This window comes from Tenacibaculum sp. UWU-22 (assembly GCF_041021355.1).
In the GTDB taxonomy this organism is placed as follows: Bacteria; Bacteroidota; Bacteroidia; order Flavobacteriales; family Flavobacteriaceae; genus Polaribacter.
Window position 1 is genome coordinate 806,676 of sequence record NZ_JBFNGP010000001.1, and the last position, 21,952, is coordinate 828,627.

The 21,952-nt window shown below is 32.0% G+C and carries 22 protein-coding genes; 8 read left to right on the forward strand and 14 right to left on the reverse strand.

Going from position 1 to position 21,952, the window contains the following annotated elements:
* Positions 1–28: 28 nt before the first annotated feature.
* The 5 genes from AB2B44_RS03585 to AB2B44_RS03605 all read right to left on the reverse strand — a co-directional run bounded on the left by AB2B44_RS03585 (position 29) and on the right by AB2B44_RS03605 (position 6,141).
* A complete protein-coding gene (locus tag AB2B44_RS03585; RefSeq protein ID WP_369048179.1) occupies positions 29–1,000 on the reverse strand; it encodes a ribonucleotide-diphosphate reductase subunit beta in 972 nt (323 codons plus the stop codon).
* Positions 1,001–1,298: 298 nt separating this feature from the next.
* Positions 1,299–2,381: a DNA polymerase IV gene (dinB, locus tag AB2B44_RS03590; RefSeq protein WP_369048180.1), complete on the reverse strand. Its 1,083-nt coding sequence runs from the start codon at positions 2,379–2,381 to the stop codon at positions 1,299–1,301.
* An 87-nt stretch (positions 2,382–2,468) separates the two neighbouring features.
* Positions 2,469–3,824: an NADP-specific glutamate dehydrogenase gene (gene gdhA, locus AB2B44_RS03595; protein ID WP_369048181.1), complete on the reverse strand. Its 1,356-nt coding sequence runs from the start codon at positions 3,822–3,824 to the stop codon at positions 2,469–2,471.
* A 239-nt stretch (positions 3,825–4,063) separates the two neighbouring features.
* Positions 4,064–4,375 (reverse strand): rhodanese-like domain-containing protein, encoded by a 312-nt coding sequence (locus AB2B44_RS03600; RefSeq protein WP_369048182.1) that lies wholly within the window; start codon positions 4,373–4,375, stop codon positions 4,064–4,066.
* A gap of 17 nt (positions 4,376–4,392) precedes the next feature.
* Positions 4,393–6,141 (reverse strand): aromatic amino acid hydroxylase, encoded by a 1,749-nt coding sequence (locus tag AB2B44_RS03605; protein WP_369048183.1) that lies wholly within the window; start codon positions 6,139–6,141, stop codon positions 4,393–4,395.
* A gap of 119 nt (positions 6,142–6,260) precedes the next feature.
* Between AB2B44_RS03605 and AB2B44_RS03610 the strand changes: the two genes are divergently transcribed.
* From AB2B44_RS03610 to tsaB, 6 genes are all read left to right on the forward strand, one after another.
* Complete coding sequence (locus AB2B44_RS03610; RefSeq protein WP_369048184.1) at positions 6,261–7,049, forward strand: M48 family metalloprotease; 789 nt, start codon at positions 6,261–6,263, stop codon at positions 7,047–7,049.
* Positions 7,050–7,143: 94 nt separating this feature from the next.
* Positions 7,144–8,661: a 2,3-bisphosphoglycerate-independent phosphoglycerate mutase gene (gene gpmI, locus AB2B44_RS03615; protein WP_369048185.1), complete on the forward strand. Its 1,518-nt coding sequence runs from the start codon at positions 7,144–7,146 to the stop codon at positions 8,659–8,661.
* A 5-nt stretch (positions 8,662–8,666) separates the two neighbouring features.
* The gene (locus AB2B44_RS03620; protein ID WP_369048186.1) at positions 8,667–9,200 is read left to right on the forward strand and encodes a thioredoxin family protein; all 534 of its coding nucleotides are present in this window, start codon (positions 8,667–8,669) and stop codon (positions 9,198–9,200) included.
* Positions 9,201–9,243: 43 nt separating this feature from the next.
* The gene (gene map / locus AB2B44_RS03625; protein ID WP_369048187.1) at positions 9,244–10,047 is read left to right on the forward strand and encodes a type I methionyl aminopeptidase; all 804 of its coding nucleotides are present in this window, start codon (positions 9,244–9,246) and stop codon (positions 10,045–10,047) included.
* 76 nt (positions 10,048–10,123) lie between these two features.
* Positions 10,124–10,894 (forward strand): class I SAM-dependent methyltransferase, encoded by a 771-nt coding sequence (locus AB2B44_RS03630; protein WP_369048188.1) that lies wholly within the window; start codon positions 10,124–10,126, stop codon positions 10,892–10,894.
* Between the two features lie 133 nt (positions 10,895–11,027).
* The gene (gene tsaB / locus AB2B44_RS03635; RefSeq protein WP_369048189.1) at positions 11,028–11,702 is read left to right on the forward strand and encodes a tRNA (adenosine(37)-N6)-threonylcarbamoyltransferase complex dimerization subunit type 1 TsaB; all 675 of its coding nucleotides are present in this window, start codon (positions 11,028–11,030) and stop codon (positions 11,700–11,702) included.
* Here tsaB and AB2B44_RS03640 read toward each other — a convergent pair.
* The 7 genes from AB2B44_RS03640 to AB2B44_RS03670 all read right to left on the reverse strand — a co-directional run bounded on the left by AB2B44_RS03640 (position 11,699) and on the right by AB2B44_RS03670 (position 18,477).
* Positions 11,699–12,505 (reverse strand): mechanosensitive ion channel family protein, encoded by an 807-nt coding sequence (locus AB2B44_RS03640; protein WP_369048190.1) that lies wholly within the window; start codon positions 12,503–12,505, stop codon positions 11,699–11,701. The two genes, tsaB and AB2B44_RS03640, sit on opposite strands and share 4 nt — an antisense overlap.
* Before the next feature lie 50 nt (positions 12,506–12,555).
* On the reverse strand, positions 12,556–12,909 hold the full coding sequence (locus tag AB2B44_RS03645; protein ID WP_369048191.1) for a DUF1304 domain-containing protein: 354 nt from the start codon (positions 12,907–12,909) through the stop codon (positions 12,556–12,558).
* Positions 12,906–14,945 (reverse strand): thioredoxin domain-containing protein, encoded by a 2,040-nt coding sequence (locus AB2B44_RS03650; protein ID WP_369048192.1) that lies wholly within the window; start codon positions 14,943–14,945, stop codon positions 12,906–12,908. Before AB2B44_RS03650 ends, AB2B44_RS03645 begins: the two co-directional genes overlap by 4 nt.
* 158 nt (positions 14,946–15,103) lie before the next feature.
* On the reverse strand, positions 15,104–15,625 hold the full coding sequence (locus AB2B44_RS03655; RefSeq protein WP_369048193.1) for a hypothetical protein: 522 nt from the start codon (positions 15,623–15,625) through the stop codon (positions 15,104–15,106).
* 177 nt (positions 15,626–15,802) lie between these two features.
* The gene (locus AB2B44_RS03660) at positions 15,803–16,789 is read right to left on the reverse strand and encodes a DUF4062 domain-containing protein (RefSeq protein ID WP_369048194.1); all 987 of its coding nucleotides are present in this window, start codon (positions 16,787–16,789) and stop codon (positions 15,803–15,805) included.
* Positions 16,790–16,830: 41 nt separating this feature from the next.
* Entirely contained in the window at positions 16,831–17,979 is a 1,149-nt protein-coding gene (locus tag AB2B44_RS03665) for a cystathionine gamma-synthase (RefSeq protein WP_369048195.1), read from the reverse strand.
* A gap of 39 nt (positions 17,980–18,018) precedes the next feature.
* Positions 18,019–18,477, reverse strand: a complete 459-nt coding sequence (locus tag AB2B44_RS03670; RefSeq protein WP_369048196.1) for a DinB family protein — start codon at positions 18,475–18,477, stop codon at positions 18,019–18,021.
* Between the two features lie 40 nt (positions 18,478–18,517).
* On the opposite strand from AB2B44_RS03670, the gene AB2B44_RS03675 reads away from it, so the two are divergent.
* Positions 18,518–18,871, forward strand: a complete 354-nt coding sequence (locus AB2B44_RS03675; RefSeq protein ID WP_369048197.1) for an arsenate reductase family protein — start codon at positions 18,518–18,520, stop codon at positions 18,869–18,871.
* Between the two features lie 13 nt (positions 18,872–18,884).
* Here the strand turns inward: AB2B44_RS03675 and AB2B44_RS03680 are convergent, their stop codons facing one another.
* Positions 18,885–20,426 (reverse strand): glycine--tRNA ligase, encoded by a 1,542-nt coding sequence (locus tag AB2B44_RS03680; protein WP_369048198.1) that lies wholly within the window; start codon positions 20,424–20,426, stop codon positions 18,885–18,887.
* Positions 20,427–20,551: 125 nt separating this feature from the next.
* A complete protein-coding gene (locus AB2B44_RS03685) occupies positions 20,552–21,115 on the reverse strand; it encodes a class I SAM-dependent methyltransferase (RefSeq protein WP_369048199.1) in 564 nt (187 codons plus the stop codon).
* A gap of 49 nt (positions 21,116–21,164) precedes the next feature.
* Here AB2B44_RS03685 and AB2B44_RS03690 point away from each other — a divergent pair, with 49 nt between their 5' ends.
* Positions 21,165–21,857 (forward strand): ComF family protein, encoded by a 693-nt coding sequence (locus AB2B44_RS03690; protein WP_369048200.1) that lies wholly within the window; start codon positions 21,165–21,167, stop codon positions 21,855–21,857.
* Positions 21,858–21,952: the final 95 nt, after the last annotated feature.

Sequence of the window (21,952 nt, forward strand, 5' to 3'; positions counted from 1 at the left end):
TAAGTACAGACGAGAAGAAGAAATAAATTTAAAATTCTGCGTCAAAGCTAATGCTTCCTGTTCCGCCAGACTTTACTCCCGCTTTTTGATATTCAGATACTCGCTTTTCAAAAAAGTTAGTTTTTCCTTCCAATGAAATCATTTCCATAAAATCAAACGGGTTTTCAGAACCATATTCTTTTTCACATTCAAATTCGGTTAATAACCGATCTGTAACGTATTCTAGGTATTGTGTCATTAAAGTAGAATTCATACCAATAAGACTAACTGGTAACGATTCTGTTATAAATTCTCTTTCTATATCTAATGCCGAAATAATTATTTCTCTAATTCGCTCTTTAGGCACTTTATTTATCAAATGATTATTATGCAAATGTACGGCAAAATCGCAGTGCATGCCTTCATCTCTAGAAATTAATTCGTTAGAAAATGTTAACCCAGGTAACAACCCTCGTTTTTTTAACCAAAAAATAGAACAAAAAGCCCCAGAAAAGAAAATTCCTTCAACAGCAGCAAAAGCAATTAACCGTTCTGAAAACGAATCTGATTCTATCCATTTTAATGCCCACTCAGCTTTTTTTCTTATCGCTGGAAATATTTCGATAGCTCTAAAAAGCCTGTCTTTTTCAACTTCGTCTTTTACATAGGTGTCTATTAACAACGAATAGGTTTCAGAATGGACGTTTTCCATCATAATTTGAAAACCATAAAAAAACTTAGCCTCTGAATACTGAACTTCATTTACAAAGTTTTCTGCTAAATTTTCGTTTACAATACCATCAGATGCTGCAAAAAAAGCTAAAATATGCTTAATAAAATACCTTTCATCATCTGTTAACTTCGTGTTCCAATCAATTAAATCAGAATGTAAATCAATTTCTTCAGCGGTCCAAAAACAAGCTTGTTGTTTTTTATACCATTCCCACAAATCATTATGTTGAATTGGAAAAATAACAAAACGGTTTTCATTTGGTTGTAAAATAGGTTCTATAGCAGACATTCGTTACAGGTTTTAGAGAGAGTTTTTATGTTAAGATATTGTTAAGAAACAACGTAAACAAAGATTAAAAAAAAAGATAGAAATAGGAAGCTATTTTTATTCACAAATCCCTTGAAGTTTTTAACAAAAATCTAATTTTATGTCTTTTAAATTTATTTTTTTGTGATTATAATTTATTGACAAACAGCTAAATAAAAACTATAATTTTAGCAAGCAAGTGTATTTAAAGGGTTTTTAAAAAACGTCAAATTTTGGTTTTTACTATTAAAAAGTTGAGTTGTTTTCTTTTTGCTTTGACTTAAAAATTAAATTGCAATTGTACCCAAACTAATGTTTCTTTTTCAGTATTTAAATTGGTGAAAGAAAGACCTAATAAACGAACCGAGTTTTTTAATTTCTCTTGATAAAGCAACCCTTTAACAATAGACATAAATTCTTCTTTTTTTTGCATAAACTCATGCCCTGTTTTACTACGGGTTTGTTGGGTAAAATCACTATATTTTATTTTTAAGGTAATTGTTTTTCCTTTAGTGTTGGCTTTTACCATTCGTTGTTCTAGTTCGTCTGCAATTTTATCTAACCGCTGCAACATAAAAACTTCTGACGCTATATTTTCAACAAAGGTACGCTCTGCTGCAATAGATTTACGTATTCGATTGGGCTTTACTTCGCTATGATGAACACCTCTTACAATATTGTAATAGTGAGCACCGCTTTTGCCAAAAAGATTAGTGAGTTCTGCTAACGGTTTTTGCTTTAAATCTAAACCTGTAAAAATACCTAATTTGTGCATTTTTGCAGCCGTTACCTTACCTACACCATAAAATTTATTTACTGGAAGTGTTTCTAAAAACGATATTACCTCTTCTGGGTTAATGGTTTTTTGCCCATTGGGCTTGTTAATATCAGAAGCTACTTTTGCCAAAAATTTATTAATTGATATCCCCGCCGAAGCTCGCAAGTGTAATTCATTCCAAATTTGTTGTCGTATTTCTTGCGCAATTAAACTTGCTGACGGGTTTCCTTTTTTATTTTGAGTAACATCTAAATAGGCTTCGTCTAAAGAAAGAGGTTCAACCAAATCGGTATATTGATAAAATATATGCCTAATTTTTTGCGAAATTTCTTTGTAGCGTTCAAACCGCGGTTTTATAAAAAGTAATTGTGGGCATTTTTTTTTAGCTAAAACGCCACTCATGGCAGAAAACACTCCATATTCTCTGGCTTCGTAACTTGCTGCTGCAATTACACCTCTTTTTTCGCCTCCACCTACCGCAATAGGCTTACCTTTTAACTCAGGGTTATCCAATTGTTCTATCGACGCGTAAAATGCATCCATATCTACATGAATAATTTTCCGAAAAGGAGGTTGTAATTCCATTTTACAAAATCTTTGTAATCGTTCAAAAATAAAAAAAGCGCATCAAAAAAAATTGATGCGCTTTACTTTTATACTCTTAAAAATATATTATACCACTCCTTGTGATAACATAGCATCTGCAACTTTTACAAAGCCTGCAATATTAGCTCCTTTAATATAGTCTATAGATCCATCGCTATTTTTTCCATATGCTACACAAGCATCATGAATGCCTTTCATAATATCTTTTAAACGATTATCTACTTCTTTACGAGACCAACTTAAACGTAATGAGTTTTGACTCATCTCTAAGCCTGAAGTTGCCACCCCGCCAGCATTACTTGCTTTACCAGGCGCAAATAATATTTTAGCTTTTTGAAACTCGTGAATAGCCTCAGGAGTAGAAGGCATATTGGCTCCTTCAGAAACACAAACACAACCATTTTTAATTAAGGTTTTTGCCTCTTCTCCATTTAACTCATTTTGCGTTGCACAAGGTAAAGCAATATCACATTTTTCAGCCCAAGGTCTAGCACCTTCTACAAATTTAGCTGATGAATATTTATTTACATATTCACCTATTCGACCACGTTTTTCATTTTTAATATACATAACGTGTTTTAACTTTTCTGCGTCAATACCGTCAGCATCATATATATAACCACTAGAATCTGAAAGCGTTACTACTTTAGCTCCTAGCTCAATTGCTTTTTCAGCAGCATATTGCGCTACATTACCCGACCCAGAAATTACTACGGTTTTTCCTGCGAAAGAATCTTTTTTAAGTTTTAGCATATTTTCTGCAAAATACACATTACCATAACCCGTTGCTTCAGGTCTAATTAACGACCCTCCCCAAGAAATTCCTTTACCTGTTAAAACTCCTGTAAATTCATTTCTAAGCTTTTTATACATGCCAAATAAAAATCCTATTTCACGACCACCAACACCTATATCTCCAGCAGGAACATCAGTATTTGCTCCAATATGTCTAAACAATTCACTCATAAAGGCATGGCAAAAACGCATAATTTCATTATCCGATTTTCCTTTAGGATCAAAATCAGAACCTCCTTTTCCACCTCCCATTGGCAAAGTGGTTAACGAATTTTTAAAAACCTGCTCAAAAGCTAAAAATTTTAAAATACTAGCGTTTACCGTAGGATGAAAACGCAAACCGCCTTTGTAAGGACCAATTGCCGAATTCATTTGAATTCTATAACCTCGGTTTACTTGAATTTCTCCATTATCGTCTACCCAAGAAACGCGAAACGAAATTAAACGCTCTGGCTCTACTATTCTTAATAGAATTTTTTTTCCTTTATATATGTCATTTTCTAAGACATATGGAATAACCGTTTCTGCAACTTCTTGAACGGCTTGTAAAAATTCTGGTTCGTGATTATTTCTCTTTTTAACCACGTCCATAAATTCTTTTATTTCTGACTTTGCAATTTGTGTCATGTTTTTTTATGAATTTAATAAAAAATAATTCGACAAAGATAACTAATTTGGACTACTTTTTTATCGAACAATCAAATGATTTTATGTTTTTTAATTTTATTTTTAAACTATAAAATAGCTGAAATTTCACCTAATCTATTAACGCTAAAATAGCCTAATAAAAAAATAAAAACCTACTTAAGCAATATTACTTAAATAGGTTTTATTTAATTTATTTTTTAAATCTCTAGGAAAAACCCTTATTTTAGGTACTGGTCAACATTTTGCCATGGACCTCCGTTAATTACATCAACCCCATTATTAGCTAAAAACTGAGCTGCTTGTCCACTTCTACCTCCACTTCTACAAACTGTTATAATAGGTTTACCCCAAGATTTTATTTCGTCTAAGTTTAACGGTATTGTTGTTAACACAATGTTTTTGGCGCCTTTACTGTGCCCTTCGTTCCACTCTTCTAGTGTTCTAACGTCTAAAATAAGTGCTCCTTTGTCTAAATACGTTTTAATTTCGTTTTCTTTATTTTTGTTACTAAACATGTCAAATAATCCCATTATATTTTATTTTTAAATTAATTTGTTTTTAATAAATCTAACCCTGTTTTAATTAAATTTTTATAGGTTTCATTTTTTTCTAACGTTTCTAAATAAGCTAGAATTTCTGATTGAACTTTATAATTGTTTTTTAACGAAAGTTCATATAATTCTAATGGCAACAACCAATCGTTAGCAAAGTTAGTTTTTAAAAGAGCAAATATAGTGTGTATTTTTTTTTCTGTCATTGTACTATTTTCTCTCATTTCTCTAACCTGATCATATAATTTATGTAATTCTTTTTCGGTGTTAGAATATGTTAATTTATGTGTTTTTGTTTTAGAAACTTTTTGAATGTTACCAAACGACAAAACATCTGCTGGCCCCGTATAGGCTGCTGTAATTTCTTTACCTACTGCCATATCATACACTCCCCAATCAGGGTGAAACAATACCGTATTTCTATACGTAACCGTACAGTTTTTAAATGATATTAATTGTATTCTACCTCTCAAATCTCTTGTTCCTGTAATTACCTCTCCATCAACTTTTATACCACCTTCAAACTCAAGCGCGGTTCTTTTACCTTCATAAATTTGATAAGCCTCTAAATCTCTCGGGCTCATGTTTTCTATTGGTATATTAATCCCTTTTAATTTTCCAATAGGGCTACCAAACCCTTCAGCATGATATTCAACTCCATGACCTATTAATTCTTTATCTCTATTTGCCAATGCCGTATTACCTGTCGTTTGCACATAAATAGGCTTATTTTTTTCATCGGTTATTACTTTGGTAAAAACACCTGAAATTTGAATTCCAGTACTCAATTCAATTGTTCCTAAATTTTTAGATGCTATTAATTTTTGCACTCCTTTTATTCCTCCTCTTCGTAATGCCATTTTATTAGCAAACTCTTCTAAAACCATGCTTAAATGCGCAAAATCTGGCGTTACAAACAGTTGGGGTTGTGGTTTGGTAATATCAAAACTCACATTAGCCGCCTCAATAGTGTAAGGTACTTTTTGTACGGTATTTTTCATACACCATTTACTTTCGCCTATCGAAGATAATAACCCTGCTCCGTAAATTTTAGGATTATCGATAGCGCCAATTAATCCATACTCAACAGTCCACCAATGCAAATTACGAATTTTAGCCATTTCAGAAAGTTCTCCCATATTATTTTGCAGCCATTCTACCCTTTCTTGGGCTTGATTAATGTTTTTGGGGGTCGAATTTGGGTCTTCTTTTAAAATAGATAACAAACGAATGGCTTCATACAATTCGTAATCTTTTGCAGACGATATTGCTTTGCTCCCTATTTCGCCAAAGCGTCGTAAATATTCGGCATATTCAGGATTAGCAATAATGGGCGCATGCCCTGCCGCTTCATGAATAATATCGGGTGCTGGGGTATATTGTATGTGATTTATTGTGCGAATATCTGAAGCAATAACAAGTACATTATACGCCTGAAATTCCATAAACGCATTCGGAGGAATAAAACCATCTACTGAAACGGCAGCCCAACCAATTTCTTTTAAAATACGGTTCATACCTTCCATCTTTGGAATAGAATCAATAGAAATTCCTGTTTTTTCTAATCCTTGTAAATATGATTCATGTGCCACCCGACTTAAATAATCAACATTTGCGCGCATTACATAACGCCAAACAGCCTGGTTTTGAGCCGTATACTCACCATAAGGTTGCTTTACCACAAACTTGTGTAAATGTTTTGGCAACTTTTTAGTTACTTCATTTAACTCAAAGAGGGTATTCATAAAAATAGTGAATTTTTAATAGCCCTAAAATTACGGATTTTAAAATTTACAATCTCTTTTGATTATAAAAATATACTTATTTTGTATATTTAACCGAGTTATACTAAAAATATAAAAATATGAGACGCAGGGGGTTACCTATAAAATTAATTATTGGGGCAGCTATTGCCTTATTTGCAGTTGCTAAATATTGTTCTAGTGCAACTACAAATCCATATACTGGAAAAAAACAACATATTTCTATATCGCCAAAAGAAGAAGTTGCTATAGGCTTAAGTTCTGCGCCTGCTATGGCTCAACAACATGGAGGCTTATACCCTGACACACGTTACCAACAGGTAGTCGATTTAATTGGAAAAAAATTAGTAGACAATAGTATTGCAAAACAATCAGGATATCCGTTTGAATTTCATTTATTACGAGATGATAGAGTTATCAATGCTTTTGCCTTACCTGGCGGACAAGTTTTTATTACATATGCCTTGTTTTCAAGGTTAACAAACCCTGACGGAACCTTAAATCAAGATATGTTAGCAGGGGTATTAGGGCACGAAATTGGGCATGTAATTGGTCGTCATTCTGCCGCTCGTATGGCTAAACAAGATTTAACCCAAGGGTTATTATCTGGTGCTGCAGTTGGTTTTGACCCCAGCACAGCACAAGGTGCTGCAGCCATTGCCAATGTAATTAACATGAAATATGGTAGAGAAGACGAACTAGAAAGTGATGAATTAGGCGTAAAATTAATGATTGACGCAGGTTATAACCCCGAAGCCTTGATTGGGGTAATGGAAATTCTAAAACAAGCGGCGGGCCCTAACCGAGTGCCTGAGTTTCAAAGTACACACCCAAACCCAGAAAATAGAATGGCAAAAATTAAAGAAGCCATTCGAAAATATCGAAAATAGTTTAACCGTTTTGTTTCTTTAGAAAACGGTTTCGTTAAAAAGTACAATTAACCTTAAAATGTTTTTTACCTTTACTGCTTAATTTTTAGCACAAATGAACAAGAAAGTTATACTCATGATATTGGATGGTTGGGGCGTTACCCTAAATCCAAAAGTGTCGGCTGTATATAATGCTTATACTCCTTTTATAGATTCGTTATATGATGATTTTCCTCACGCCGAATTAAGAACCGATGGTAAATACGTTGGGTTACCCGAAGGACAAATGGGAAATTCAGAAGTAGGCCACATGAACTTAGGTGCTGGTAGAGTGGTTTATCAAAATTTAGCAAGAATTAATAAAGCTGTAGCAGAAGGCACCTTAGCTCAAGAACAAGCATTGCTAGATGCTTTTGCATATGCTAAAGAAAATAACAAAAATGTGCATTTTTTAGGACTGGTTTCTGATGGCGGAATACACTCGCACATTAATCACTTAAAAGGATTATTAGATGCGGCAAACAAAAATAATGTAAAAAACGTTTATCTACATGCTTTTACCGATGGTCGCGACTGCGATCCTAAATCAGGTAAATCTTTTATAAAAGATATTGAACATTATATGCACCGAACCACAGGAGAACTAGCTACCATTACAGGACGGTATTATGCTATGGATAGAGACAATCGCTGGGAACGCGTACAACTTGCCTATGATGCATTAGTGAACGGAAAAGGTAGTATTTCTTCAAATGCTACAGCTAGCATAAAACAAAGCTATGAAGCAGGGGTTACTGATGAGTTTATTAAACCAATTATTATGGTTGATGAACATAACAACCCAAAAACAACCATAAAAAACGACGATGTAGTTATCTTTTTTAACTTTAGAACCGATAGAGGCCGTCAATTAACAGAGGCTTTAAGTCAAAAAGATTTTCCAGAATTTAATATGAAAAAGCTGTCATTATATTTTGTTACACTAACAAATTACGACGACACGTTTAAGCATATTCATGTAGTTTACGATAATAAAAATATTGAAAATACATTAGGCGAAGTTTTAGAAAAAAGTGGAAAAACACAAATTAGAATTGCCGAAACCGAAAAATACCCACACGTAACTTTTTTCTTTTCTGGCGGAAGAGAAAAAGAGTTTAAAGGTGAAAAACGGTTGTTATGCCCATCGCCAAAAGTGGCTACTTACGATTTAAAACCCGAAATGAGTGCCTACGACATACGTGATGCAATTATACCTGAACTAAAAAAAGGAGAGGTAGATTTTGTATGCTTAAACTTTGCTAACGGAGACATGGTCGGTCACACAGGTGTTTTTGATGCGGCAGTAAAAGCATGTGAAGCTGTTGATGATTGCGTAAAAGACGTAATAACTACGGCTTTAGACAACAACTATACAACTATTTTAATTGCTGATCACGGAAACTGTGAAATTATGATAAACCCTGACGGAAGCCCTCATACATCACATACCACTAACCCTGTACCTGTTATTTTAATTGACCATGATTTAAAATCAATAAAAAATGGTATTTTAGGCGATATTGCCCCTACAATTATAAAACTAATAGGGCTTGAGCAACCTAAAGAAATGACACAACACTCACTTATTTAATAAAAATGAAAAAACACATTGTTTTGTTCGCATTTATACTAATTGCATTTTCTTGCAGCACACAAAAAAACGTAGTTGCTACAGCTAAAAAAGACAACTCTGGTAACCTAATTGGCATTACCGACAAAGCTTCTTTTACCGAAAAACCTTACAGCCTTTGGTTTAACAAAGGTTATGAAACCTACAAACCTAATGCCTCAGTAATCGCTGAATTAAAACCCTATTTAAAAGGCGTAAAGATAAAAGGCTTTATGGGCACTTGGTGTGGTGATAGCAAAAGACAGGTTCCTGTTTTTTATAAAATTTTAGAAGACGCTAATTTTAATGAAAAAAATATAGAACTAGTAGCCGTAGACTACGCTAAAAAAACACCCGACAACCTACAAGAAGGCTTAAATATTATACGAGTACCTACCTTTATTTTTTATAGACACGGAAAAGAAATTGGTCGTTTTGTTGAACACCCTCGTGAAACAGTTGAAAAAGACTTTTTAAAAATAGTTTCTGGCAAACTCTATAAACATTCGTACGAAAAATAATTTTTAGTATAAATGCGGTATCTTTGCATTTTAATTTTTTAGAATGATTAAGATAAAAACACGAGAAGAAATAGAGTTAATGCGCGAAAGTGCTTTAATCGTTTCTAAAACCTTAGGAATGCTAGCTAGTGAAATAAAACCTGGGGTAACTACATTGTACCTAGATTCATTGGCAGAAGAATTTATTAGAGACCAACAAGCTATTCCTGGTTTTTTGGGTTTATACAACTTTCCTAACACGTTATGTATGAGTCCGAACTCACAAGTAGTACACGGTATTCCAAACAAAACCCCTTTACAAGAGGGTGATATTATTTCAATTGATTGCGGGGCTTTAAAAAATGGCTTTTATGGTGACCACGCCTATACTTTTCCTGTAGGAGAAATTGCTGCTGAAACGCAAAAATTATTAGATATTACCAAAGAAAGTTTATACGTGGGTATTCGAGAATTTAAAGTAGGTAATCGCGTAGGCGACGTAGGCTTTGCTATTCAAAATTTTACCGAAAAACACGGATATGGAGTAGTACGTGAACTCGTAGGGCATGGTTTAGGACGCGAAATGCATGAAGAACCTGAAATGCCAAACTACGGACGCAGAGGTCGTGGTAAAAAATTTGCCGAAGGCATGGTTGTTGCCATAGAGCCAATGACCAATATGGGCACACACAAAATTCGTCAACATAACGATGGTTGGACCATTACCACATTAGATGAAAAACCATCTGCCCACTTTGAACATGATGTAGCTATTGTTGATGGTAAACCTGAATTGTTATCTACCTTTAAGTATATTTATGATGCTTTAGGTATTGAAAGCAATGAAGAAGATGAATTTAGACGCTAATTGCCAATCTAAATAATAGTGTTTTAAAAATCAACTTATTTTAACATACAGCATAAAAAACCATTAAACAATCTCTGTGAAATTAATATCACAAATATTAAACACGCTTCCAAGACCCGTTTTAATTAAGGCTAGTTATATGGTTCGTCCTGCTATTGCTTGGTGGTTAAAAGGCAATACCTTTACCGACCCTATCGATGGAAAATCATTTCGGAAATTTTTACCTTACGGATATAATGTACAGCGAGAAAATGTACTTTCTCCTTCTACACTATCATTAGAAAGACATCGTTTACTTTGGCTTTTTTTACAAAATGAAACCTCTTTTTTTACCTCAAACAAAAAATTAAAGGTATTGCATATTGCGCCAGAACAATGTTTTTTAAATCGATTTAAAAAGCAAAAAAATTTAGACTATATAACCTCTGACTTAGAATCGCCCATAGCTGATGTAAAAGCTGATATTTGTGATTTACCTTTTAAAGATAATTCTTTCGACGTGGTATTTTGCAATCATGTATTAGAACATATTACTGATGACACCAAAGCAATGCAAGAATTATATCGCGTAATGAAAGTCGGTGGATTTGGTGTTTTTCAAATTCCGCAAGATTTAAATCGAGAAACCACTTTTGAAGATAACTCAATTACCGACCCCAAAAAACGCACAAAAATATTTGGTCAGTACGACCATGTACGGATATATGGGCGTGACTATTTCGATAAATTACGTTCTATTGGGTTTAAAGTAGATGAAGTAAATTACACACAACAACTTACCGAAGATAAAATTCAAAAATATTGTTTAACTAAAGGCGAAATTATTCCTGTAGCTCATAAACGTTAACTTGATATTTTTTATAATCTACCTCCCTTTTTATCAATTGTAATCATCGCTAAAATTCTATTAACATAAATAGAATAAATATGTAAAGAATCTCTAATTACTCTTTTTTATCTTTGCATAAAAATACAGTGTTTTGGCATATATTTTAAATATAGAAACGGCTACTAAAAACTGTTCGGTTAGCCTTGCAAAAAACGGAACCATTTTAGCTTTAAAAGAGTTAAATAATGGTAATTATTCGCATGCAGAAATGCTACATCCTTTTATGGTAGCGGTATTAAAAGAAGCAAACGTTAACCCTAGTGACATAACCGCTGTAGCGGTAAGCAAGGGGCCTGGGTCGTATACTGGATTACGTATTGGTGTTTCGGCAGCAAAAGGGCTCTGTTTTGCTTTTGGGGTTCCTTTAATTTCTATTGAAACATTAACCGCTTTAGCCCATAAAATTATACCCGATGACGGAATAATTATTCCTATGATAGACGCCCGCCGTATGGAAGTATATTCAGCAATATACGATTGCAAATACAATCAAATAAGAGAAATTAAAGCAGAAATAATTACCGAGAATTCGTACAAAGAATACCTGCCCAATCAAAAAGTATATTTTCTAGGTGATGGTGCCGAAAAATGTAAAGATGTCATTACACACAACAATGCTATTTTTGTTTCTAATAAATACCCCTCTGCTAAAGAAATGGCAAAATTAAGTTTTGAAAAATATAAAAAAAACGACATCGAAGATGTCGCCTATTTTGAGCCTTTTTATTTAAAAGATTTTGTTGCTGTTCCAGAAAAAAAACGCTAACCTTTTTTTTGTATCTCTACAGAATGTGGATAAGGAATTTCAATACCTGCTTTATCTAAAGCTAATTTTACATTTTCAGTAGTTTCAAAATACACATCCCAATAATTATCAGTTTTACACCACGGTCTAACAGCAAAATTTACCGAACTATCAGCCAGTTCGCACACCATTACTGTAGGAGCAGGATTTTTTAAAACCTTAGCATTTGAGCTTAAAACGTTTAAAAGTATTTCTTTGGTTTGTTTTATATCGGCATGGTACGAAACGCCAAAAGTTAAATCGACACGTAACTTGCCTTCTGTAGAATAATTAATAATGTTTCCGTTAGATAAAGCTCCGTTTGGTAATATAGCTAATCTATTTTCAGGGGTACTAACTTTAGTTGTAAAAATATCTATTCTTTTTACAATTCCTTTAATGCCTTGAGCCTCTATATAATCACCTACTTTAAACGGTTTAAAAATTATAATTAAAGTGCCTCCTGCAAAATTAGATAACGACCCCTGTAATGCTAAACCTATTGCTAAACCAGCCGCCCCAATAATGGTTGCAAAAGAAGTGGTTGGAATACCCAGTTTACTAATTACACTTACGAATAATAATATCTTTAACGTCCAATTAATTAAACTGCCTAAAAAACTTTGTAAGGTAACATCTAAACCTCGTTTTTGCATAAGTTTTTTAATCGTTCTACTTATAAGATTTATAAAATATAAGCCTACAATTAAAATAACTAATGCCATTATAATTTTAGGAAAATAATCAATCACTAATTCTTTATATGTACTAATATATTCTTTCATAAAAATTGTATAATCTGTTGCAAAAATAGGATTAGATTATCAAAATTATGCTAAAAACAAAACGAAATTAAACCTAAAATTGCTGGAACAGATTGAATAAAAAAGATTCGTGTTTTTTTAGTAGAATATGCCCCGTAAATACCTGCAACACAAACACAAGACAAGAAAAAAAATGCAATTTCGTTTTTTTCAGAAATAATTGCCCAAACAAAACCTGCAACTAAAAACCCATTATACAACCCTTGATTGGCTGCAAGTACTTTTGTTTTTTCGGCAAATTCTTTAGATGCTAATCCAAATGTTTTAATGCCTTTGGGTTTCGTCCAAAAAAACATTTCTAATAGCAGTATATATACGTGAATTAGTAAAACTACTGTGATAAAAAAAAGTTGAAATGTACTCATAACTTTAAATTTATAAATTGTAATGCTTTATCGATATTACTTTCAGGTAACTGACACGTATTGTTTACACAAACATAAATAAGCGTTTTATTACCTGCTTCTCTACCTTTCATTAACGGTATTGTACTTTTTTTAATACTCCCAGCAATTAGTTTATTAGGTAGGTAATGCGCATTAATTTCTTTTGTTTTTGTTAATGCATCTTTACCCGAAATTGCTATTTCATAATAAGTGCCTACCAAATCTGCTTCTAATTGTAACCAATTAGAATACGCTGAAGGGTATAAACTTATATTCGGTTTAACTGTGTGTAACATTTGTTGGGCTGTTGCCAAATACTCTTGGTTTGCATAATAATGGCTTAATTTAAATAAATTTCTAGCCATAATTGAGTTTGATGATGGAATAACATTATCATCAACATCTATTTTTCTAGTAATTAATGCATCATCTATGCTCGAAGTAAAAAAGAATAACCCACTGTTTTTATCAAAAAAATACTGATATACATACTCTACTAATTTTTTAGCGGTTGTTAGCCAACTTTCATCTAAAGTAACCTCGTATAGCGATATAAAAGCATCAATAGTTGTTGCATAATCTTCTAAATATGCATTAATAGTACTTTTGCCATTTTTATACGTGTGTAGTAAATTGCCTTCTTTTTGAAGCATTTTTTGTTTAATAAATGTTGCATTTTTAAGTGCTATTTCTAAATACTGTGAGTTATTAAATACGCGATATGCATCTATATATCCTTTAAGCATAAGTGCATTCCAGCTTGTTAAAACCTTATCGTCTAATCGTGGCGGTTTACGTTTTAAACGTTCTTTAAAAAGAATATCTTTCCAAAGTTTTACTTTTTCTCGTAATTTTTTTTCTGATATTTTTTCTTGGGCGGCAAATGTTGCATCGGTTACTTTACGAATTAAATGATACATATCGTTTTCCCAGTAACCATAATCATTTACATTGTAGTATTTAGAAAATAAATTAAACTCGTCTTTTAAGCATGCTTTTAACGTTGTAATATGCCACACATAAAAAGCCCCCTCTTTTAAGTGATTATGCTCATTTTTACTGTCGGCATCTAAAGCTGCATAAAAAGCCCCTTCAGTTGTTGTTAACTCACGTTCAACAAATTGCAGTATGTTTTCAACCGTTTCTTTATACAGTATATTTTTAGTAGCTGAGTATACATTACTATATAGGCTTACAAGCTGACCATTATCATATAACATTTTTTCAAAATGCGGAATATGCCATTTTTTATCTACACTATATCGTGAAAAACCTCCTCCAATTTGGTCAAATATGCCACCTAATGCCATTTTTGTTAAGGTTGTGTTTACATAATTTAGCATTTCGACATTATTAGTTTGTACTGCGTAACGCCATAGAAATTCATAATTATTAGGCAATGGAAATTTTGGAGGGCGATGAGTGCCTCCAAACTCAAAATCTATCTTTTTTTGCCAAGTTAAAACAGCCTGATCTAAATGTTGTTTGGTAAATTGTTTAACGTTATTATTTTTTTGAATTTGATTGGCTCCTTGAATTCCTTGAGATAAATGAATAGCATATTCTTCTATTTTTTGCGGTTTCTTTTGATAAAGTTCTGCTATTTTTTGAAGTGCATTTGTCCAAGCGGTTTTTGTAAAATAAGTGCCCCCCCAAACAGGCCTACCATCTGGTAGCGCAATAACATTTAAAGGCCAACCGCCTTGACCTGTTATTAACTGCACCGCTTCCATATACACCCCATCAACATCAGGTCGTTCTTCTCTATCTACTTTAATGGAAATAAAATTTTTATTCATAATAGCCGCCACAGCTGTATCTTCAAAGCTTTCATGCTCCATAACATGACACCAATGACAAGCCGAATAGCCTACCGAAATAAGAAGTAATTTATTTTCTTTTTTTGCTAATGCTAACGTTGTTTTATTCCAAGGTTTCCAATGAACAGGATTATGAGCATGTTGTAATAAATACGGACTTGTTTCGTGTATTAAATCGTTGGTATAATTCTGCATTTAGATTTATGAGCTTTAAAAAAAACGTCTCTTAATTGGCACGTATTTCGAAAGATATACATTATACACAAAACGTTACGTACAATGTTTTTATTATTTTCTAACTATTTTAGGAAAAGATATTTTTATGAATTTTATATCTTTATTGCGCTTCGTTTTTATTTTATTTTAAAACTGTTCAATATCTTTTCTCCTGTGTCTTTAAAATCATTGAATTGATTTGCCTCACAAGTCAACGTCAACACATATGCTTTGTTATTTTGAACCCAATAGTATTGTTCAAATTTTAAATTAAATGCTCCTTGTTTTCCGGTATATATTACTCTCTGAAATTCGGTTTTTTCATTCTTAATTCGGTTACTCGAGATAATATTTCCGTCAATTATCATTGTTTTTATTTGACCTTCAGATATTTCGACATACTTATCTAAATCAATATTATATCCTGTCAAATCTTGAATAATCAAATTTACATTTTCTTTAAATTTATCTGTATCAGAAGTTAATTGGCTCAATAAAATAAAACGACTGCCCATTATACCCGATTTATTCAATTGCCACTTTTTAGGATATTGAATAGAATAGTCTTTTTCGTTTAACAAATTCCAAATATTGGTTTGCCCAAAAGCAGTAAAACTAGTAATAAAAAATACTATTACTATTAATTGTAATCTATTCATTTTTGTTTTTTTAACTAATTCTGGGATATGTAAAGGAAACCCCGTCAATATCTATACGGTTTCGACCATGTGTGGTTAAGATACAAAATATACAAGTACATACCAAACTGAAAGCACATGAGATTTTTTAGAAGTAGGCAAGTAGAAGCTATTACTTATAACCATTGTCAGACATAATTATTTTTTTACACTTCTAATTTTTTTCATAATTCTTCTACCTTCATCAGTCAACTTCCAAAACAGAGCTATTCCTCCGTTAATTGATTTGTTATGAGTAACTTGAATTAAATTCATAACTTCTAGATGAATTTTTAATGTTTGATAAACTTCTTCTTCCATTATCGGAAAAGTTCCAGAAAGATTAAGCTTTTTGATAAGTTGTAGGGCTAAATACTTATTTACCTTATCATCAGAAGGTGTTTTCATTAAAAAAGGCGATAGAATATAGAATAGTTCTTTCCAAGTTATTTCTATTTTCCAATTTTGAAAAACATAGTGTCTATCACTATAAGAACCCTTAAAAATATATTTGTCGTTTAATCCAGCTAATTCTTCCTCTGTTATAGGTTTATCTCTCGATGTTTCTTCTTGTATTTTTTCTTTGAGAATTGAGTTTTCTTTTCTTAAATCATTTAGTTCAATTAATAATTCTGAATTTCCAATTTTATTAGACCTTACCCATCCAACTGCGGGATAAATTTTTATTGTTTTTTGTAAACTTAAAGCAACTAAACTTGGCAACTCCTCTGGTTTTTCCCAATACTTAACTAATCTTCCTGTCGAAGCTTTTTTTCTAAAAGCATCTAATTTTTCTTTTATAGCTGGGGCTATGTCAGATTTTTCAACAGATAGTTTGTTAGGGTTTGAATGAATAAATACTATAATTTTAATTCCCTTTTTATTGGCATAATCAAATTCTTTTTCCGTATAACTTAAACCATCATCTGATAAAGAACCGTATCTGCCTCCAATAATTAATATATAATAATCACAGTCATCGATTACTCTTTTAATAAAATTAAATTGTTCTTCATCTATTGCAGGAAAAATTTCCATTACTGCAGGAATACAATCCATTTCCATTATCGTTTGAATTACTTTAGCTCTTTCATCTTTTAAATCTGCATATGTAGAACTAATAAAAACTTGAAATCTTTTTTCCATTAATTATATATACCTATTTCAATTATACCCAAAACTTTTAATTAAACCGACAATGCCTGTTCTAAATCTGCTATTAAATCGGTAATATCTTCAATACCTACGCTTAATCGAATTAATGAGTCGGTAATTCCATTTTTTAACCGTTCTTTTTCGGGTATCGAAGCGTGGGTCATAGTTACAGGGTGATTTGCCAAGCTCTCTACGCCACCTAAAGATTCTGCCAACGTAAAAATTTTAGTGTTTTCTAAAACGGTAAATGCCGCTTTTTTACTTTTATCTTTTAATCTAAAAGAAACCATTCCTCCAAAATCTTTCATTTGCGTTTTAGCAATTGCATAATTTGGATGATTTTTTAACCCTGGATAATAGACTTGATCAACTTTAGAATGGTTATTTAAAAACTCAGCAATAGCTTTTCCGTTTTCGCAATGACGCTGCATTCTTATGTGTAATGTTTTAATTCCTCTAAGAGCTAAAAAAGAATCCATCGGTCCTGCAATAGCCCCTGCTGCAAACTGAATAAAATGAAGTGCTTCTGCTAATTTTTTGTCTTTTACCACTAAGGCACCCATTACCAAATCAGAATGACCTCCAATATATTTAGTAGCTGAATGCATAACTATATCGGCACCTAAATCTAGTGGCTGTTGTATATAAGGGGTGGCAAAAGTATTATCTACCGCAACTAAAATAGATGAATTATTATTTTTTACCGCCGTAGAAATGGCTTGTATATCCGCTATTTTCATTAACGGATTGGTAGGGGTTTCTAACCAAACTAACTTGGTGTTTTTATTTATTTTTTGGGTAATATTTGTAACCAAATCCATATTTACAAAATGAAATTTCAAGCCATATTTTTCAAATAATTTTGTAAACATTCTATACGACCCCCCGTATAAATCATCGCCCGTAATTACCTCATCACCTGGTTTTAATAGCCTTAAAACACAATCTATTGCTGATAAGCCTGACGAAAAAGCAAAACCATGAGTGCCGTTTTCTATAGCCGCTAAACTGTTTTCTAATGCTGTTCTAGTAGGGTTTGCGCCTCTAGAATATTCGTATCCTTTATGAACTCCCGGACTTGATTGTGCGTAAGTAGAGGTTTGAAAAATAGGAGGCATAACGGCTCCTGTGGCTTTTTCATGTTCTTGACCCCCGTGTATGGTTTTGGTATTAAATTTCATTTTTTTATCTGTTTATAACGGTTTAAAAAATGGTAGTTGTTAAACCACTTTTTTTAAGGCTAATATAGCTCCGTAATGAATGCCTTCATGAAAATTATTAAACGCAATTGCCGATTCAATTGAGTCTAAAACAAACCCTGTACTGGTTTTATATTCATCATATTCTTTAAATATTTGCGCATTATAATCTTCTTCTAACGTATCGGGTAAACCTATTAATAGCTCTTTAATTTCGTCAAACTCAACTTGTGTAAAAGTTTCGTTATTAGGCTTCGTTCCTTTTTTATATTTTTCAATTAAGTTATCTGGTATTAAACAAGATAAATTTGATAGCTTATAATGCAATAATTGTTGGGTTACTACTATATGACCCACATTCCACGCAATATTATTATTAAATGAGCTTGGTATTTTATGTATTTGTTCTAGGGTTAAACCATCAATTGCGTTTAAAATAAGTTCGCGAGATTTTTTTAAAACCGAGATTTCTGTTGTCATTTTTCTGTTTATTTTAGCATCAAATATACTGATAATAACAATGAAGAAAATCTATTTTTTACAAACCTGTAGTACCTGTAGAAAAATTTTAAAAGAAATAGATACTCGTGGTTTTGAACTACAAGAAATAAAAACAAATGCTATTACGGTTTCTCAACTAACAGAAATGCGAAACTTGACTGATAGTTATGAGAGTTTATTTAACAAAAGAGCTAAATTGTATACAGCAATGGATTTAAAAAATCAGGCTGTTTCTGAAGCAGATTATCGCCAATTAATTTTAGATGAATATACTTTTTTAAAACGTCCTGTAATTATTATTGATGACAAAATTTTTATTGGAAACAGTAAAAAAGTAATATCTCAGTTAAAAGAAACCATGAAAACAATCTAAAAAAATTTTAGTTTTACTGGTCTTTTAGCCAATTTTTCATTGCCACTTCTTGTTCAATAATACTATTTAAGTCTTCTATTTTTACCCGTTTTTGTTCCATTGTATCTCTGTAACGAATTGTTACCGTATTATCGGTTAACGTATCGTGATCAACAGTAATACAAAACGGTGTGCCTGCTGCGTCTTGACGGCGATACCGTCGTCCAACAGCGTCTTTTTCATCATAAGTAACTGAAAAATTCCACTTTAATTCATCAACAATTTTACGAGCAATATCAGGCAATCCATCTTTTTTAACTAACGGTAAAACTGCAGCTTTAGTAGGTGCTAATACCGCTGGTATTTTTAACACTGTTCGGGTATTTCCGTTTTCTAATGTTTCTTCTTGTAACGAATTAGCAAAAACAGCTAAAAACATTCGATCTAAACCTATCGATGTTTCTACCACATAAGGCACATAACTTTTTTGCTCTTCAGCATCAAAATATTGTAATTTTTTACCTGAAAATTGTTCGTGTTGACTTAAATCAAAATCGGTACGTGAATGAATTCCTTCTAATTCTTTAAATCCGAACGGAAATTTAAATTCAATATCAGCAGCAGCATCAGCATAATGGGCTAGTTTTTCATGGTCATGAAAACGATAATTATCTCTACCCATACCCAATGATAAATGCCATTGTAAGCGTGTTTGCTTCCACTGCTCATACCATTTTTTTTGAGTACCGGGTTTAATAAAAAATTGCATTTCCATTTGTTCAAACTCACGCATTCTAAAAATAAACTGACGAGCAACAATTTCATTTCTAAAAGCTTTTCCTATTTGTGCAATACCAAACGGAATTTTCATTCGCCCTGTTTTTTGCACATTTAAAAAATTAACAAAAATACCTTGCGCTGTTTCAGGACGTAAATATACTTGGGTAGCATTTTCGGCAGAAGCCCCTATTTGAGTGCCAAACATTAAATTAAACTGTTTTACATCTGTCCAATTTTTACTTCCTGTAAGTGGGTCAGCAATTTCTAACTCTTCTATTAACGCTTTTATATCGGCTAAATCTTCTTTTTCTAAAGATTTACCCATACGCGATAATATTGTGTTTATTTTTTCTTGATTTGCTTTAACTCTTGGGTTGGTTGCTAAAAATTGTTCTTTATCAAAAGCTTCGCCAAAACGTTTTGCCGCTTTTTCTACTTCTTTTTCAATTTTAGCTTCAATTTTGGCACAGTAATCTTCAATTAATACGTCTGCACGATATCGTTTTTTCGAATCTTTATTGTCAATTAACGGGTCGTTAAACGCATCAACATGACCTGAAGCTTTCCATGTAGTAGGATGCATTAGTATAGCTGCATCTATGCCTACAATATTTTCGTGCATTTGCACCATAGCTTTCCACCAATATTCACGAATATTTCTTTTTAACTCAACACCATTTTGAGCATAATCGTATACCGCACTTAATCCGTCATAAATTTCAGATGATTGAAAAATATATCCGTATTCTTTAGCGTGTGAAATTACTTTTTTAAACTGATCTTCTTGTTTTGCCATAATGAGAGCAAATATACAGGAATTCTAAAAGTTTTCAAGCAGAAAATTAACGAAGAGTTTATCTATAAAAAACAGAAATACTATTGTCGCATAAATTTTATAAAATAAACAAATACAACACCTATTTAATCTGTTTGTTTTTTACATCGATACACAAAAGCAGGCGGAAAATTAAGGGGTTCAAAATCTAGCAAAACAGTTTTAAAAACCGATTTTAATCGACGGTAATAACTTAAATTATATTGATATTGTATAAATAACCCATCTGCTTTTAAGCTTTTATAACATTGTTCTAAAATAGTTGTTGAAAGCTCTTTTGGTAAAATGGTTAATGGTAAACTAGATATAACATAGTTTGTTTTGGCAATACCTAATTTTTGTAATTCTGTAGTAATTTTTTCTGCAGATGCTTTTAATACAATGAGTTGCTCGTTTTTTATTTTTACTAATTCATTATAAAAAACATCATTAATTTCAAAACAAATCAAAGTTGATTTTGGTGATAGGTTTTTTAAAATTTTATGGGTAATTGCTCCGTTTCCTGGTCCTAGTTCTACAATTACAATTTCATTTGAAAAATCAATGCTTTTTAGCATTCTTTCTGCTAAATATCGAGAACTAGGCACAACCGTACCCAAAGTTTTATAATTTTTTACGGCCTCTTTAAAAAAATTGAATTTTTTACCCAAAAGGTTTTAATTTTTTGTATCTTATTTTTTGTGAAATAGCTACACAAATATGCAATTTTTAAAAGACATACTCTATTTATTTTACCCAAAAATATGTGTTACTTGTAAAAATAATCTTTTAGAAAACGAAAAAACAATCTGTACATTTTGTAGACATGACCTACCAATACTTTGTTACAAAAATGTATATGAAAATGAAATTATCAATATTTTTAAAGGTCGAGTACCTGTTGAAAAAGCTACCGCTTTTTTAATTTTCAGAAAAATAAGTAAAACTAAAACACTAATACACGAACTAAAATATAAAAACAATGAAGAAATTGGGGTTTTTATAGGTAATTGGTTCGGAAAAATACTTAAAAATAGTAACCAATTTAACGATATTGACTATATAGTGCCTGTTCCATTACATCCAAAAAAATTAAAAAAAAGAGGGTATAATCAACTTACAAAATTTGGAGAATGCTTAAGCAATGAACTTGAAGTAACTTACATGCCTTCTGTTTTATTTCGGGTTTCAGATACCCAAACACAAACATACAAGCATCGTTTTGAGCGTTTTTTAAATGCTAACACTAAATTTTCGCTTACCAATACCACTGTTTTTAATAATAAACACATATTATTAATCGACGATGTTATTACTACTGGGGCAACTATAGAAGCTTGCTGCAAAGAGCTCTTAAAAACACCAAACATTAAAATAAGTATTGCAACAATGGCTTATACTGAGAAATTATAAATAAAGACACCCAAATAATGTTGTTGTATTTTTATAAAAAAATAAGAATGTTTTACAATATACTTTTTAAACTTGCAGATAGTAAGTATTTTAGC